At 71.4% G+C, this 14977-nt stretch carries 19 protein-coding genes and 3 pseudogenes; 17 read left to right on the top strand and 5 right to left on the bottom strand.

Features of this window, described 5'->3' with window-relative positions:
* The first annotated feature begins 10 nt into the window (after positions 1 to 10).
* Positions 11 to 352 (top strand): histidine triad nucleotide-binding protein, encoded by a 342-nt coding sequence (locus tag WBN91_RS24410; protein ID WP_121222171.1) that lies wholly within the window; start codon positions 11 to 13, stop codon positions 350 to 352.
* Here WBN91_RS24410 and WBN91_RS24405 read toward each other — a convergent pair.
* Positions 349 to 1128, bottom strand: a complete 780-nt coding sequence (locus tag WBN91_RS24405) for a GNAT family N-acetyltransferase (RefSeq protein ID WP_337726565.1) — start codon at positions 1126 to 1128, stop codon at positions 349 to 351. The two genes, WBN91_RS24410 and WBN91_RS24405, sit on opposite strands and share 4 nt — an antisense overlap.
* Positions 1129 to 1267: 139 nt before the next feature.
* Between WBN91_RS24405 and WBN91_RS24400 the strand changes: the two are divergent.
* From WBN91_RS24400 to WBN91_RS24335, 14 genes and pseudogenes are all read left to right on the top strand, one after another.
* A pseudogene (locus WBN91_RS24400) lies at positions 1268 to 1975 on the top strand (PhoH family protein); the annotation flags it as partial.
* A pseudogene (locus WBN91_RS24395) lies at positions 1964 to 2740 on the top strand (PhoH family protein); the annotation flags it as partial. The pseudogenes WBN91_RS24400 and WBN91_RS24395, both read left to right, overlap by 12 nt.
* 312 nt (positions 2741 to 3052) lie before the next feature.
* Positions 3053 to 3418, top strand: a pseudogene (locus tag WBN91_RS24390) (PhoH family protein); the annotation flags it as partial.
* 5 nt (positions 3419 to 3423) lie between these two features.
* Positions 3424 to 3990 (top strand): rRNA maturation RNase YbeY, encoded by a 567-nt coding sequence (gene ybeY / locus WBN91_RS24385; RefSeq protein WP_337726564.1) that lies wholly within the window; start codon positions 3424 to 3426, stop codon positions 3988 to 3990.
* Positions 3991 to 4003: 13 nt separating this feature from the next.
* Positions 4004 to 5305 carry a hemolysin family protein gene (locus WBN91_RS24380; protein WP_337726563.1) on the top strand — a complete coding sequence of 434 codons (1302 nt, stop codon included), beginning with the start codon at positions 4004 to 4006 and terminating at the stop codon, positions 5303 to 5305.
* Positions 5298 to 5630 (top strand): cytidine deaminase, encoded by a 333-nt coding sequence (locus WBN91_RS24375; RefSeq protein ID WP_337726562.1) that lies wholly within the window; start codon positions 5298 to 5300, stop codon positions 5628 to 5630. Before WBN91_RS24380 ends, WBN91_RS24375 begins: the two co-directional genes overlap by 8 nt.
* On the top strand, positions 5631 to 5954 hold the full coding sequence (locus tag WBN91_RS24370) for a (2Fe-2S) ferredoxin domain-containing protein (protein ID WP_337726561.1): 324 nt from the start codon (positions 5631 to 5633) through the stop codon (positions 5952 to 5954).
* 50 nt (positions 5955 to 6004) lie between these two features.
* Positions 6005 to 6901 (top strand): GTPase Era, encoded by an 897-nt coding sequence (gene era, locus WBN91_RS24365; RefSeq protein WP_337726560.1) that lies wholly within the window; start codon positions 6005 to 6007, stop codon positions 6899 to 6901.
* Positions 6901 to 7653 carry a DNA repair protein RecO gene (recO, locus tag WBN91_RS24360; RefSeq protein WP_337726559.1) on the top strand — a complete coding sequence of 251 codons (753 nt, stop codon included), beginning with the start codon at positions 6901 to 6903 and terminating at the stop codon, positions 7651 to 7653. The genes era and recO overlap by 1 nt, the downstream gene beginning before the upstream one ends.
* Before the next feature lie 38 nt (positions 7654 to 7691).
* Entirely contained in the window at positions 7692 to 8510 is an 819-nt protein-coding gene (locus tag WBN91_RS24355) for an isoprenyl transferase (RefSeq protein ID WP_337726558.1), read from the top strand.
* Entirely contained in the window at positions 8507 to 8944 is a 438-nt protein-coding gene (locus tag WBN91_RS24350) for a YbjN domain-containing protein (RefSeq protein ID WP_337726557.1), read from the top strand. Before WBN91_RS24355 ends, WBN91_RS24350 begins: the two co-directional genes overlap by 4 nt.
* A complete protein-coding gene (locus WBN91_RS24345; RefSeq protein ID WP_337726556.1) occupies positions 8944 to 9216 on the top strand; it encodes a hypothetical protein in 273 nt (90 codons plus the stop codon). Before WBN91_RS24350 ends, WBN91_RS24345 begins: the two co-directional genes overlap by 1 nt.
* Before the next feature lie 43 nt (positions 9217 to 9259).
* The gene (locus WBN91_RS24340) at positions 9260 to 10270 is read left to right on the top strand and encodes a permease (protein WP_337726555.1); all 1011 of its coding nucleotides are present in this window, start codon (positions 9260 to 9262) and stop codon (positions 10268 to 10270) included.
* Positions 10267 to 11010 carry a TIGR03943 family putative permease subunit gene (locus tag WBN91_RS24335; protein WP_337726554.1) on the top strand — a complete coding sequence of 248 codons (744 nt, stop codon included), beginning with the start codon at positions 10267 to 10269 and terminating at the stop codon, positions 11008 to 11010. Before WBN91_RS24340 ends, WBN91_RS24335 begins: the two co-directional genes overlap by 4 nt.
* Here the strand turns inward: WBN91_RS24335 and WBN91_RS24330 are convergent.
* From WBN91_RS24330 to WBN91_RS24320, 3 genes are read right to left on the bottom strand one after another with little or no spacing between them, the layout of a single operon-like run.
* Positions 11007 to 11435: a Fur family transcriptional regulator gene (locus WBN91_RS24330; RefSeq protein ID WP_337726553.1), complete on the bottom strand. Its 429-nt coding sequence runs from the start codon at positions 11433 to 11435 to the stop codon at positions 11007 to 11009. The two genes, WBN91_RS24335 and WBN91_RS24330, sit on opposite strands and share 4 nt — an antisense overlap.
* On the bottom strand, positions 11432 to 11827 hold the full coding sequence (locus WBN91_RS24325) for an ArsR/SmtB family transcription factor (RefSeq protein ID WP_443217789.1): 396 nt from the start codon (positions 11825 to 11827) through the stop codon (positions 11432 to 11434). Before WBN91_RS24325 ends, WBN91_RS24330 begins: the two co-directional genes overlap by 4 nt.
* A 43-nt stretch (positions 11828 to 11870) precedes the next feature.
* Positions 11871 to 12134 (bottom strand): hypothetical protein, encoded by a 264-nt coding sequence (locus WBN91_RS24320; protein WP_337726552.1) that lies wholly within the window; start codon positions 12132 to 12134, stop codon positions 11871 to 11873.
* Between the two features lie 17 nt (positions 12135 to 12151).
* Here WBN91_RS24320 and WBN91_RS24315 point away from each other — a divergent pair, with 17 nt between their 5' ends.
* Entirely contained in the window at positions 12152 to 12529 is a 378-nt protein-coding gene (locus WBN91_RS24315) for an antibiotic biosynthesis monooxygenase family protein (RefSeq protein ID WP_337726551.1), read from the top strand.
* Here the strand turns inward: WBN91_RS24315 and WBN91_RS24310 are convergent.
* Positions 12489 to 13337: a tetratricopeptide repeat protein gene (locus tag WBN91_RS24310; RefSeq protein WP_337726550.1), complete on the bottom strand. Its 849-nt coding sequence runs from the start codon at positions 13335 to 13337 to the stop codon at positions 12489 to 12491. The two genes, WBN91_RS24315 and WBN91_RS24310, sit on opposite strands and share 41 nt — an antisense overlap.
* A gap of 103 nt (positions 13338 to 13440) precedes the next feature.
* Here WBN91_RS24310 and WBN91_RS24305 point away from each other — a divergent pair, with 103 nt between their 5' ends.
* The gene (locus tag WBN91_RS24305) at positions 13441 to 14826 is read left to right on the top strand and encodes a glycine--tRNA ligase (protein ID WP_337726549.1); all 1386 of its coding nucleotides are present in this window, start codon (positions 13441 to 13443) and stop codon (positions 14824 to 14826) included.
* Positions 14827 to 14977: the final 151 nt, after the last annotated feature.

Below are 14977 nucleotides of genomic sequence, written 5' to 3'. Positions count from 1 at the left end.
CCTGCCGGGCATGTCCTCCGACTGCCTGTTCTGCCGGATCGTCAAGGGCGAGATCCCGGCGACCATCGTCCACGAGACCGAGACGACCACGGCGTTCCGCGACATCTCGCCCCAGGCCCCGACCCACGTGGTGCTGGTGCCCAAGCTGCACTCGCCGGACGCGGTGTCCCTGGTCAAGGCCGCGCCGGGCGTCCTGGACGACCTGTTCCGCGCGGCCGGCGAGGTGGCCGAGGCGGAGGGCCTGGGCACCGGCTACCGCCTGCTGTTCAACACCGGCGAGGACGCCGGCCAGACCGTCTTCCACGCCCACCTGCACCTGCTCGGCGGACGCAAGCTCGGCGCCCTCGCCTAACCCAGCGCCTGCATCACCGGCGCCCACAGGCGGTCACGGGCGCCGGTGAACTCCCCACGCACCATCAGGTCCACCTCGAACCGCTGCGGCATGCCGTGCTCGGTCAACCAGGCCGCCAGCTCCGGGTCCCGCACGTCCACCCGCGCCGGACCCTCGGCCACGTCGCTGATCAGCGCCTTCGCCTCCGCCAGGGAGCCCGCGACGACCGGGCCGACCACCAGCCGGTTCGTGTTGAGCCAGGAGCCGACGAACCCGTCCGGCGACACCCGCACCTCCCGCGCGAAGTCGAAGTACTCCGCCCACATCGCCGACCGGTCCGCGCCGAACACCTTCGCGTCCTCGGCCACCAGCCGCTCCCGGTCGGTCACCGGCTCGCTCACCCCCGCCGCCGGCACGTCCAACGTGCCGAAGTGGGCGGCGACCATCCCGACGGACCGGAACCCGAGCTTCTCGTAGAGCGGCTTGCCGAACTGGGTCGCGAACAACGACGCCACGGGCGTCCCGGCGGCCTCCAGGGCGTGCTCGACCAGCCGCCGCCCCAGGCCGCGCCCGCCGTGCGAGGACGCCACCAGCACCATGCTCACCGCCGCGTGCTCGTCACCGAACCGGGTGATGATCGTCGTCCCGACCAGGCGCGGGCCGTCGACCAGCCCGAAACCGGCGCCGACCCGCAGCAGGAACTCCCACTTGGTGTGTTCCGGCGGCCAGCCCCGGTCGGCGGCGAGGGTGACGCAGGCGGGCACGTCGGCCAAGGTCAGGGTGCGCACAACGGTCACACCGACGAGTACACCCGACCCGTCCACCCGGTTTCTTACTCCGGTGCGGACTGTCGGTGCAGGCGGCTAGCATCGAGTGCGGTAGGTCAAGTTCACCACGAGTTCGGCGCGAGCGCGCAGGAAGCAGGCCCGAGGCCACGTGGCCGACACCGCAGACACCACGCCGCAGGCAGGCCCTGCGGCCGACGCCCAGTCCAAGTTCGCCGTGCCCGACGGCGCGGTGCTCGCCCTGCTCGGGTCGCGCGACGAGAACCTCCGGCTCGCCGAGGAACTGCTCGACGCCGACGTCCACGTGCGCGGCAACGAGATCACCCTCTCCGGCAAGCCCGCCGACGTGGCGTTCGCGGAGCGCGTGTTCTCCGAGCTGGTGACCCTGGCCAACCGCGGCCAGGAGGTCGGCCCGGACACGGTCCGCCGCACGGTGGCCATGCTGTCCGCGGGCACCGGCGAGTCGCCCGCCGAGGTGCTGAGCCTGGACATCATCTCCCGCCGCGGCCGGACGATCCGGCCGAAGACGCTGAACCAGAAGCACTACGTCGACGCGATCGACAAGAACACGGTCGTGTTCGGCATCGGCCCGGCGGGCACGGGCAAGACGTACCTGGCGATGGCGAAGGCCGTGCAGGCGCTCCAGGCCAAGCAGGTCAACCGCATCATCCTGACCCGGCCGGCGGTCGAGGCGGGCGAGCGGCTGGGCTACCTGCCGGGCACCCTGTACGAGAAGATCGACCCGTACCTGCGCCCCCTGTACGACGCGCTGCACGACATGGTCGACCCGGAGTCGATCCCGCGCCTGACCCAGGCCGGCACGATCGAGGTCGCGCCCCTGGCTTACATGCGTGGCCGCGCGCAGCCCGTCGACACGAAGGTCCTCACGCCCGGGGGTTTCCGCCCGATCGGCGAGTTGCAGGTCGGCGACCTGGTGATCGGCTCGAACGGCGAGCCGACCCCGGTGCTGGGCGTGTACCCGCAGGGCGAGAAGGACATCTACCGGGTCACCGCCCAGGACGGCGCGTCCACCCTGTGCTGCGGCGACCACCTGTGGACCGTCCGCACGGCTTCCGACCGCCGCCGGAACAAGCCGTGGCGGGTGCTGGAGACGAAGGAGATGATCGGCAACCTCCGCGCGGCACACGCCCGCCGGTACGAGTTGCCGATGCTCAGCGCACCGGTGTGCCACCCGGAGCAGGACGTCCCGCTGGACCCGTACGCGCTCGGCCTCCTGCTCGGCGACGGCTGCCTGACCGGCAAGACCACCCCGAGCTTCGCCACCGACGACCTCGACCTCGCCCGCGCGCTGGAGGAAGCCATCCCCGGCGTCGAAGCGCGCTGGAAGGGCGGCGTCGACTACACGCTCAACCGCGTCCGCTCGGCCGGCGATGTGATCACGCTGGAGAACCCGGTCACGGCCGCGCTGCGGGAGCTGAAGCTGGTCGGCACGCGGTCGGGGACGAAGTTCGTCCCGGAGGTCTACCTGCGCAACAGCGCCGAGGTGCGCCTCGCGGTGCTCCAGGGTCTGCTGGACGCCGACGGCGGCCCGGTGACCCAGCTCGGCCGCACGTGCCGCGTCCAGTACGCGACTACCTCGCCGTGGCTGCGTGACGACGTGGTCGAGCTGGTTCGCTCCCTCGGTGGTGTCGCGTACGTGCGCTGCCGCCCGGCCAGTGGCCGCAAGCCCGGGTTCGCGGGTGGTCGGCCGGTGCACTACCGCCACGACGCGTACGTGCTCGACATCCGGCTGCCGGAGGGCGTCGAGCCGTTCCGCCTCGCTCGCAAGCGCGCCAAGTACCGCGCGACCGGCGGCGGTCGGCCGATGCGGTTCATCGACAGCATCGAGCCGGCCGGGCGTGCGGAAGCGGTGTGCATCCAGGTCGCGGCGGCTGACTCGCTGTACGTGACCGAGGACCACCTGCTCACGCACAACACGCTCAACGACGCCTTCATCATCCTCGACGAGGCGCAGAACACCACGCCCGAGCAGATGAAGATGTTCCTCACCCGGTTGGGCTTCGGCTCCAAGATCGTGGTGACCGGCGACATCACCCAGGTCGACCTGCCCGGCGGGCAGCGGTCCGGGCTGAAGGTCGTCAAGGACATCCTCGAAGGCGTGGACGACGTCCACTTCTCCATCCTGACCAGCAACGACGTGGTCCGCCACCGGCTGGTCGCGGACATCGTGGACGCCTACGAGAAGTGGCAGGTCGAGCAGGACGAACGCGACCTCGGCCAGGACCGGCAGAGCCACGCCGGACCCGGTGCGAGGTCCCGGGGGCACCGGCGGGGACGATAGGCGCCGTGAGCATCGAGATCGCGAACGAGTCGGGCGTGGCGGTGGACGAGCCGTCCATCGTCGCCGCCGCCCGATTCGCGCTGGACCGCATGGGTGTCAGCCCGCTGGCGGAGCTGTCCGTCCTGCTGGTGGAGCTGGACGTGATGGCCGACCTGCACCAGCGCTGGATGGACCTGCCCGGCCCGACCGACGTCATGGCCTTCCCGATGGACGAGCTGGACTCGGCCCGCCGCCCCGACGCGACGGGCCTGGGTCCGGCGCTGCTCGGGGACATCGTGCTGTGCCCCGAGTTCGCCAAGGACCAGGCCAAGAAGGCGGGCCACAGCCTGCTGGACGAGCTGCACCTGCTGACCGTGCACGGCGTGCTGCACCTGCTGGGCTACGACCACGCCGAGCCCGCGGAGGAGCGCGAGATGTTCACCCTCCAGAACCGCATCCTGGGCGACTTCCGCACGGCGACCGCCGAGGCCGAGCGCAAGTCGGCCCAGCGCGAGGCGGACTCCAAGCTGCTCGGGGCGGTGGGCCTGGAGGACTCCGACGAGACCTCCGGCAGGCCCGACCCCGACGCCTGACCCGGGGGCCGTGGTGAGCGGGGACTCCACCAGCCTCATCGTCCTGGCCGTGGCCCTGGTGCTGGCGGCGGGCGTGTTCGCGGGCGCGGACGCGGCGCTGGGCACCGTGTCGCGGGCGCGGGTCGAGGCGTTGCTGCGGCAGGGCCGGGCGGGCGCGCGGCAGTTGATCCAGGTGCTGGCCGACCGGCCGCGGCACGTCAACCTGCTGCTGTTGCTGCGGCTGGGCTGCGAGCTGTCGGCGACCGTTCTGGTGACCGTGGTGTGCCTGCGGTCGATCGAGACCGGCTGGGTGGCCGTGCTGGTCGCGGGCCTGAGCATGCTGGTGGTGTCGTACGTGCTGGTCGGCGTCGGCCCGCGCACGTTGGGCCGGCAGCACCCGTACGCGGTGAGCCTGCTGGCCGCCGGGCCGATCCGGGTGCTCGGGCGCGTGCTCGGTCCGTTGTCGCGGCTGCTGATCCTGGTCGGCAACGCGATCACGCCGGGCAAGGGCTTCCGCGAGGGCCCGTTCTCCTCGGAGGTCGAGCTGCGCGAGCTGGTCGACATGGCGCAGGAGCGCGGCGTCGTGGACGAGGACGAGCGCGAGATGATCCACTCGGTGTTCGAGCTGGGCGACACCATCGCGCGCGAGGTGATGGTGCCGCGCACGGAGATCGTGTGGATCGAGCAGGCGAAGTCGGTGCGGCAGGCGCTGGCGCTGTCGTTGCGCACCGGGTACACGCGGGTGCCGGTGATCGGCGAGAGCGTGGACGACATCGTCGGCGTGGTGAACCTGAAGGACCTGGTGCGGCGGACGCTGGCGGCGGAGCCGAACGGGACCGTGGTCGCCGACGTGATGAAGCCGGCGTCGTTCATCCCGGACTCGAAGCCGATCGCGGACCTCCTGCGCGAGATGCAGCTGTCCCGCAACCACCTGGCGATCGTGGTGGACGAGTACGGCGGCACGGCGGGCCTGCTGACGATCGAGGACATCCTGGAGGAGATCGTCGGCGAGATCACCGACGAGTCCGACACCGACGACCGGCCGCCGGTCGAGCACCTGGCGGACGGTTCGGTGAGGGTGAGCGCGCGGCTGCCGGTGGACGACCTGGACGCGCTGTTCGGCACCGAGTTGGACGACCACGAGGTGGAGACCGTGGGCGGCCTGCTGGCGCAGCGCCTGGGCCGGGTGCCGCTGCCCGGCACGGAGGCGGAGATCGCGGGCCTGCGCATGCGGGCCGAGGGCGGCAAGGACGAACGCGGGCGGATGCGCATCACGACGGTGCTGGTCCGCCCGGTGCTCGACGCAGACGACGACGAGGGGACCCCCGGTGAGTGAGCTAGACCCCGAGGACCAGAAGATCATCACCCTGGCGAGGTCGGCCCGCGCCCGCACGGGCGCTCTCGAAGGTGCCGCCGTCCGCGACACCGACGGCCGCACCTATGCCGCCACGACGGTCGCCCTGCCTTCCCTGAAGCTGACTGCTCTCCAGGCGGCGGTCGCGGCGGCCGTGTCCAGCGGGGCGGAGGGCTTGGAGGCGGCGGCCGTGGTGACCGGCGCTTCGGAGTTGGACGAGGCCTCGGTGTCCGCGGTCCGCGACCTGACGGCGTCCGCTCCCGTGCTGCGCGCCGACGCGTCCGGTGCGCTCGTCGAGACCGTCTGAATGCGCAACTACGTCACGGTGTGCCGCGGCTGCTGCTGCGGCACCACCAAGAAGCACCCCGACTACGACCACGAGGCCCAGCTCCAGCGCTTGCAGGAGGTGGCGGCCCAGTCCGGCGGCACGGTCCGCCTGCGCGTCGCCGACTGCCTGGACGCGTGCGAGAACTCGAACGTGATCGTCGTGAAGCCCGCCGGGGCCAAACCGGTGTGGCTGGGCTTCGTCCTGCACGACGCGATCATGGACGACCTGGAGAAGTGGCTGCGCAACGGCGGCCCGCTGCCGCAGGTCCTCGAACTCAACCGGATCACGCCCCCCAAGGCGTAGTGGCACAGGGGTGGTCCGGCGGGTTTCCCGGGCACAGGGACAATGGGGGGATGGATGGTTACCGCTCCGGGTTCGCGTGCTTCGTCGGCCGGCCCAACGCAGGCAAGTCGACGCTGACCAACGCGCTGGTGGGGACCAAGGTCGCGATCACCTCCAGCAAGCCCCAGACGACCCGGCACACCATCCGGGGCATCGTGCACCGCGAGGACGGCCAGCTCGTGCTGGTCGACACCCCCGGCCTGCACCGCCCCCGGACGCTGCTCGGCCAGCGCCTGAACGACCTGGTCCGCGAGACCTGGTCGGAGGTGGACGTCGTCGGGTTCTGCGTGCCGGCCGACCAGAAGGTGGGGCCGGGGGACAAGTTCATCGCCGCCGAGCTGGAGAAGATCGCCAAGCGCACCCCGGTCATCGGGATCGTCACCAAGACCGACCTGGTCAGCCAGCAGCAAGTGGCCGAACAGCTGCTCGCGCTCCAGGGTGTGATGGAGTTCGCCGACCTCATCCCGGTCTCCGCGCAGAGCGGCTACCAGGTGGACGCCCTGTCCGACCTGCTGGTCGGCAAGCTCCCCGAGGGGCCTGCGCTCTACCCGGACGGCGAGCTGACCGACGAGCCCGAGCAGACGCTGGTCGCCGAGCTGATCCGCGAGGCCGCGCTGGAGGGCGTGCGGGACGAGCTGCCGCACTCCATCGCGGTCGTGGTGGAGGAGATGCTGCCCCGCGAGGGCCGGGACGACCTGGTGGACATCCACGCCAACGTGTTCGTGGAGCGCCCCAGCCAGAAGGCGATCATCCTGGGCCACCGGGGCGAGCGGCTCAAGCAGGTCGGCATCACCTCCCGCCGGCACATCGAGAAGCTGCTGGGCACCCGCGTGTACCTGGACCTGCACATCAAGATCGCCAAGGACTGGCAGCGCGACCCGAAGCAGCTCCGTAGACTCGGGTTCTGATGGCCAACCTGTACCGGGACACGGGCGTGGTCCTCCGGGTGCAGAAGCTCGGCGAGGCGGACCGGATCATCACCCTGCTCACCCAGAAGCACGGCAAGGTGCGCGCGGTCGCCAAGGGCGTGCGGCGGACGTCGTCGCGGTTCGGCGCGCGGCTGGAGCCGTTCGGGCACGTGGACGTCCAGTTCTACCCGGGCCGGTCGCTGGACGTGGTGACCCAGGTGCAGACCCTCGACGCCTTCCACGTCGACCTGGTGGACGACTACCAGCGGTACACGGCCGCGTGCGCCGTGCTGGAGACCGCCGACCGGCTCACCGCCGAGGAGGGCGAACCCGTCCTGCGGCTGTACCTGCTGGTCACGGGCGCTTTGCGAGCCCTCGCCGCCAAGGAGCGGGACCCGTCGCTGATCCTCGACGCGTTCCTCATGCGGGCGATGGCGTTCGCCGGCTGGGCGCCCGCGGTCGACGAGTGCGCCCGCTGCGGCGACCCCGGCCCGCACCGCGCGTTCAACGTGCACGCGGGCGGCCTGGTGTGCCACAACTGCCGCCCGCCGGGCAGCGCCCAGCCCAACCAGGACACCCTCCGGCTGCTGGGCGCGCTGCTGCACGGCGACTGGGACGTCGTGGACGGCATCCCGGGCGGTCCGCGCCGCGAGGCCAGCGGCCTGGTCGCCGCGCACCTCCAGTGGCACCTCGAACGGCAGTTGCGCTCGCTGCCGTTGGTCGAGCGCAAGGCTCCGCTGGCCGACGGATAGCCTGCCGCAGTCCCCATCTGAGACCCGAGAGGACCCCCATGCTCCGCCGACGGCGGGTCGAACGCGTGCAGCGCGTTCCCAAGCCCCCGGAACCGCACCCCTCCGGCGCCACGCCGCCGGTGATCCCGGCCGAGTTCGTGCCCCAGCACATCGCGATCGTGATGGACGGCAACGGGCGGTGGGCCAACCAGCGCGGGCTGTCCCGCATCGAGGGGCACAAGCGCGGCGAGGCCGTCGTCGTCGAGGCCGCCAAGGGCGCCATCGAGATGGGCGTGAAGTGGCTGTCGCTGTACGCGTTCTCCACGGAGAACTGGCGGCGCAGCCCCGAGGAGGTCCGCTTCCTCATGGGGTTCAGCCGCGACGTCATCCACCACCGCACCGACGAGCTGGACGAACTGGGCGTCCGGGTGCGCTGGGCGGGGCGGCGGCCGAGGCTGTGGCGCAGCGTCATCAAGGAGCTGGAGGTCGCCGAGGAGCGCACGAAGGACAACGACGTGCTCAACCTCGCGATGTGCATCAACTACGGCGGCCGGGCCGAGATCGGCGACGCGGCGCGGGAGATCGCGCGGCTGGCGGCGGAGGGCAAGCTCAACCCGGAGAAGGTCGACGAGCGGACCATCAACCGGTTCCTGTACCAGCCGGAGATGCCGGACGTGGACCTGTTCATCCGCCCGTCGGGCGAGCAGCGCACGTCGAACTTCCTGCTGTGGCAGTCGGCGTACGCGGAGCTGGTGTTCCAGGACATCCTGTGGCCCGATTTCGACCGCCGGGACATGTGGAACGCGTGCGAGGCGTACGCCCGGCGCGACCGCCGCTTCGGCGGCGCGGTGGACAAGCCGGAAGAGGAGACCGAGTGACTGCCGAAGACCCCGCGGACGCCGCCGTGACCGCGGAGCTGCTCACGGGCGCCCGCGAGGCGCTGGAGCTGTTCCACGAGGTGCACGTCGACGACGACGGCGCGCTGAGCTTCCGGCACGGAGATGTGCCCTGCGCGGTGCAGGCCATGCGGCTGGCCGAGGGCCTGACCGTGCTGAGCCTGACCTGCGTGGTGGCCTGGGACCTGCCGGAGAACCGCGACCTGGCTGTGTCCGCCGCCGAACGGGCCGGTCAGGGCCTGTTCGGCACGCTCGGTGTGGTGCACACCGAGCGCGGGATGGACGTGACCCTGCGGTACGCGTTCCCCGCGGAAGGTCTCAAACCCGAACCGCTGAGCACCCTGCTCATGCTGGTCGTGTCGACGGCGTCCCAGCTGCGCGCGGAGCTGCTGGCGAACGCGGAGGGCGGTGCCTGATGGGCGGCGTGGTGGTGTACGAGCCGGACGACGACTCCGAGGTCGAGGGCTTGCCCTGGGCGATCACGTTCGAGGCGTCGGCGGGCGAGGAGTGGGCGTCGTTCGTGTGCGGCCCGTACGAGCGGGACGAGGCCGTGGCGCTGGCCGAGGAGGTCATCGCGGAGGGCCGGGGCGTGTCGGCGGTCGTGGAGCCGCTGCTGCCGGTGCAGTCGTCGATGGACGTGCTGTCGACCATCGCGGAGCTCCGCGAGGATGTCGAAAACCCGACGTAGGTCGGGATAGGCGGCGCGGCGCGGTCCTGGCATCATCTCGGAAGTGACAATCACTGGCGAGATCCGCGGATCGCGCCCGCGCCGCACCCCGCCGAGGCTGCGCGTCACCTCGCTGGAAGTGCTCTGCGTGGTGCTCGTCGTGGCCCTGGTGTTCCAGGACTGGCTGGTGTCCGCCTTGGACGCCCCCGTCCTGCGCACCGCGTCCACGGTGTTCGTCGCGGTGTGCGTGCAGGCGTTGCCGTTCCTCGTGCTCGGCGTGCTGATCAGCGGCGCGATCGCGGCCTTCGTCCCGGCTTCGACCCTGCGGCGGCTGCTGCCCCGCAAGACGGCGCTGGCCGTGCCCGTCGCCGGTGTCGCCGGGGTGGCGCTGCCGGGCTGCGAGTGCGCTTCGGTGCCCGTCGCCCGTCGGTTGATGCAGCAGGGCGTGGCCCCGGCGGTGGCGCTGTCGTTCCTGCTGGCGGCTCCGGCCGTGAACCCGATCGTGCTGGTCTCGACGGCGGTGGCGTTCCGCGACGCGCCCCTGATGGTGCCCGCGCGGTTCCTGGGTTCCCTGCTGACGGCCGTGATCATGGGTTGGCTGTGGGTCCGCTTCGGCAAGGCCGAGTGGATCGCCGAACGCGCCCTGCGCCGCTTGCCGGACAACGACGGCACGTCCCGCTGGGTGGTGTTCGCCGAGACCGCGCGGCACGACCTGGTCGAGGCCGGCGGGTTCCTGGTGCTCGGCGGCGTCTTCGCGGCGGCGTTCAACGTGCTGGTGCCGGCGGCGTGGATGGAGACCCTGGGCGCGCAGCTCGTGCTGGGCATCCTGGTGATGGCCCTGCTGGCCGTGGTGCTGGCGCTGTGCAGCGAGGCGGACGCGTTCGTGGCGGTGTCCATGTCCGCGCTGCCGCTGCTGCCGAGGCTGGTGTTCCTGGTGGTCGGCCCGGCCGTGGACGTGAAGCTCATCGCCTTGCAGGCGGGCACGTTCGGCCGGTCCTTCGCGGCGCGCTTCGCGCCGGTGACGTTCGTGGTGGCGATCGCGAGTGCGTTGGCGGCGGGAGCGGTGTTCCTATGAGGCGGGAAACGCAGAACATCCTGTTGGTGCTGCTGGGCGGGGCTCTGCTCAAGCTGGCCTTGAGCGGCACCTACCTGCGGTACGTCAAGGAGTCCCTGCAACCGTGGCTGGTGGTCACGGGCGGGGTCATGATCGTGCTGGCGGTCGTGTCGATCGCCCGGGACCTGAAGGCGAGCCGCGAGGCCGCGTCGGAGGGCCATGTCGAGCACGGGGGCCACGTCGGGCACGAGGGGCACGAGCACGGGACTTCGCGCAGCCCGTGGATGCTCCTGCTGCCGGTGCTGGCGGTCTTCCTGATCAGCCCGCCCGCCCTGGGCGCGGACACGGTCAACCGCTCGGACCGCAACGCCGCCCAGGAGTCCAAGGCGAGCAACGGCTTCGCGGCACTGCCGTCCGACGCCGTCGTGCCGCTGACGATCAGCGAGTTCGTCACCCGGACGGCCTGGGACGACTCGGGCTCGCTGAACGACCGGACCGTTCGGCTGACCGGGTTCGTGGTGCGCAAGGAGCAGAACACGTACCTGGCTCGGCTCACCATCTCGTGCTGCGCGGCCGACGCGGCCCCGGTGAAGACGTTGATGGTGGGTCAGGACTTCACCGGTCTGCCGAACGACCAGTGGGTCGAGGCGACGGGCAAGGTCGTGCCGGGGTCGGCGACCAAGGACAACGCCTACGTGCCTACCTTCACCGTCGAGTCCCTGACCCCGATCACCACGCCGGAGGACACCTACGAGGGCTAGGGCTTGGCGTGGGTGCAGCAGTCGGCGCAGGTGCCGAAGATCTCGACCGTGTGGCTGACCTCGGAGAAGCCGTTCTCCGCCGCCACCCGGTCCGCCCACTTCTCCACGGCCGGGCCCTCCACCTCGACCGTCCGCCCGCACGACCGGCACACCAGGTGATGGTGGTGGTGGGCGGAGCAGCGGCGGTAGATGGCCTCGCCCGAGTCGGTGCGCAGGACGTCGACCTCGCCGGCGTCCGCCAGCGACTGGAGGGTCCGGTACACGGTGGTCAGGCCGATGCCCTCACCGCGCTTGCGCAGCTCCTCGTGCAGCTCCTGGGCCGAGCGGAACTCCTCCAGCGAGTCGAGCAGCTTGGACACGGCGGTCCGCTGCTTGGTGGACCGCAACCCCGGCACGTTCGTGTTGGGGCGCTCGCTCGTCGTCACAGTTCCTCCGTCCCGAGTCCTCCTGAGTTGATACCACGAGGGCCTTCGTCGACATGGGCCACGGCGTCCACCACGATGTGCGCCAGGTGCTCGTCGACCAGCCGGTAGACGACCTCGCGGCCGTGGCGCTCGCCGTGCACCACGCCGGCCGCCTTCAGCACCCGCAGGTGCTGGCTGATCAGGGGTTGGGCCACGCCCAGGGCCTCCACCAGCTCGTGCACGCACCGGTCCGCTTCCCGCAGCTGGAGCACGATCGCGATGCGGACGGGGGCGGCGAGGGCGCGCAGCAGGTCACCGGCGGCGGACAGGGTGTGCGCGGGCTTGTTCGGGACCGGCTCGGCCCCGCCCCGCGTGGGGGAGTGCACGTGATCGCCCCGCACTTCGACCGTCACGGCGCCTCCCACGTGGTATGGATTTTCACCACCAATACTACGGTCAGAGCACCGACAGGGTGACGAGCACGAGCACCGCGATCACCAACAGGCGCAGCACGCGGGCGCTGGGCTCCAGATAGCGCCAGGTCACGGCCAGCAGGGTCGCCACGCCCACCACCAGCAGTCCGAGCAGGGTCGCCCCCACCGGGCCGCGCACCCACACACCCACCCCGAACAGGGCCAGGACCAGCAGGAACACCGCCGGCGCGGGCACCTTCGCCAACGGGCCGCGGCCGGGGATCAGGGTCCGCTTGAAATCCGCCACCGTGGCATCCTTGCACCGTGCTGCTCGTGTGCAGGTTCACCGTCCCCGAAACCGACGTGCCGGCGTTCCACCGCCGCGCCACCAGGGCCCTGGAGTTGCTCACGGCGCAACCCGGCTGCCGGGGCGGTCAGGTGGCCCGGTCGCTGGACGAACCGGAGCTGTTCGTGCTCACCGTGTCGTTCGACTCGGTCGTGGCCTACCGGCGGGCGCTGTCGCCGTTCGAGGTGCGCGAGCACGTCGTGCCGCTGCTGTCCGAAGCCCTGCCCGAGGCCGCCGCGTTCGAGCCGCTGCTGGTGGCCGACGGCGGATCCGTCGAGGTCAGGACCAGTCTGCTGGCCTCGGACGCGGGCACGGTCAGGCTGGGAGAGGCGGCGGGGCCGGCGGTGCCGCGCTAGCCAGTTCGTGCAGCCGTTCGACCCGGTCGGGCGGCTGGTGGGCGTCGAGCAGCTCCAGCGCCTTGGTCGCCTGCTGCGCGGCCTCCACGTGCCACCCGAGCGCCGCGTAGTCCTCGGCCAGCTCCTCGTGGAACCAGCCGTCCGGCGGGCTGACCGCGACGGCGTGCCCCATCAGCTCGGCCGCCTCGGCGGGACGGCCCAGCGCGCGCAGCGTCTTGGCCACCGCGTACCGGGCGATCTCGACCTCGTGCACCTCGTCGGAGGTCTCCTCGCGGGCGGCCAGTGCCACCCGGAACGCCTCCAGCGCCTGGTCGAACCGGCCGGCCTCGTAGTGCGCCCAGCCCAGGTTGTTCAGCAGCGGACCCACCCAGTACCGGACCTGCGGGTCCTCCGACGCCGACGCGATCTCCACGCCCCGCGCGGTCCACTCCTCGACGTTGTCCACCAGCGCCGCCATGTGCGCGGCGTCGGCGGCCAGGAACTCCTCGCCCAGGTGCCCGGCGAGCACGAACGCCGCCACGAACAGCGGCAGCGCCTCCTCCGGCGCGCCCGCCGAGCGCAGCAGCCTGCCGCGTTCCAGGAACACCCGGACCCGCCCCGCCGAGTCCGGCGCCGCCAGCGCCTCCGCCTCGGCCAGCAGCTGCTGCCCGGCCGCGGTGTCGCCGCGCAGCCCCTCGACCCGCGCCAGCTGGGTCAGCACCTCGGCCCGCTCCGCGTCACCCACCGGTTCCGCCAGCCGGGCGCGGAAGCGCGCCTCCGTGCCCGGGAGGTCGGAGAAGTCCCACATCACGCGCAACTCGTCCGCCATGTCCGCAGCGTAGGCACAGGTGGGGGCTGGTCGCCCGATGGGGCGCGCCGCGCGGGGACTAGGCTTCAAGGCCCGTGTGTCCCGCCCCTTCTATGGAGTGTCCGTGGCAGCCGATCGCATCGAGACCGTCGTCAGCCTGTGCAAGCGCCGCGGGTTCGTGTACCCGTGCGGCGAGATCTACGGCGGCACCAGGTCGGCATGGGACTACGGGCCGCTGGGCGTGGAGCTGAAGGACAACATCAAGCGGCAGTGGTGGAACACCGTCGTCCGGGGCCGCGAGGACGTCGTCGGCCTGGACTCGTCGGTGATCCTGCCGCGCGAGGTGTGGATGGCCTCCGGGCACGTCGAGGCGTTCGTGGACCCGCTGATCGAGTGCAACTCGTGCCACAAGCGGTTCCGCCAGGACACCCTGGTCGAGGAGTACGCCGAGCGCACCGGCAAGGAAGTCGCCGAGGGCGACGTCTCCGACGTGCCGTGCCCCAACTGCGGCACCCGCGGCCAGTACACCGAGCCGAAGATGTTCAACGGCCTGCTCAAGACCCACCTCGGCCCGGTGGAGACCGAGGAGGGCCTGCACTACCTCCGCCCGGAGACCGCGCAGGGCATCTTCACCAACTTCCTGAACGTGCAGACCACGTCCCGTCGCAAGCCGCCGTTCGGCATCGGCCAGATCGGCAAGAGCTTCCGCAACGAGATCACGCCGGGCAACTTCATCTTCCGGACGCGCGAGTTCGAGCAGATGGAGATGGAGTTCTTCGTCGAGCCGGGCACCGACGAGGAATGGCACCAGTACTGGATCGACGAGCGCACCCGCTGGTACACCGACCTGGGCATCTCCAAGGAGAACCTGCGGCACTACGAGCACCCGGCGGAGAAGCTGTCGCACTACTCGAAGCGCACGGTCGACATCGAGTACCGCTTCCAGTTCGGCGGCCAGGAGTGGGGCGAACTGGAAGGCATCGCGAACCGGACGGACTACGACCTGTCCACCCACTCGAACCACTCGGGCGTGGACCTGTCCTACTTCGACCAGGCCACCAACTCCCGCTACCGCCCGTTCGTGATCGAACCGGCAGCAGGCGTGGGCCGTCCGATGATGGCGTTCCTGCTGGAGGCCTACACCGAGGACGAGGCCCCCAACGCCAAGGGCGGCGTGGACAAGCGCGTGGTCCTGCGCCTGGACCGCAGGCTCGCCCCGGTGAAGGCAGCCGTCCTACCGCTCTCACGCAACGCCGACCTGTCCCCGAAGGCAAAGGACCTGGCCCAGGCCCTCCGCAAGCACTGGAACATCGAATTCGACGACGCCGGCGCCATCGGCCGCCGCTACCGACGCCAGGACGAGATCGGCACCCCGTTCTGCGTGACGGTCGACTTCGACACCCTGACCGACCACGCGGTGACGGTGCGGGAACGGGACACCATGTCGCAGGAGCGGGTGTCGATGGACCAACTGGAGTCCTACCTGGCCGCCCGCCTGATCGGCTGCTGACCCACCCCCACACCGCACTGCAAGCTCCACGAAGCCACCGCGCGGCAGCCTCCACCGGCCGCCGCGCGGTGGCTTTTTCACGAAGCTGCCGCGCGGCACACCTCTGCCTGGGCTTCTTGCTTGTGTCATCCCCGTATGGCCTGCCCGAAGG

The sequence above is a fragment of the Saccharothrix sp. CCNWYY140 genome (genome assembly GCF_037401995.1).
Lineage (GTDB): Bacteria > Actinomycetota > Actinomycetes > Mycobacteriales > Pseudonocardiaceae > Actinosynnema.
The sequence above is the reverse complement of the archived record's forward strand: the minus strand, read 5'-3'. Positions and strand labels throughout refer to the sequence as shown.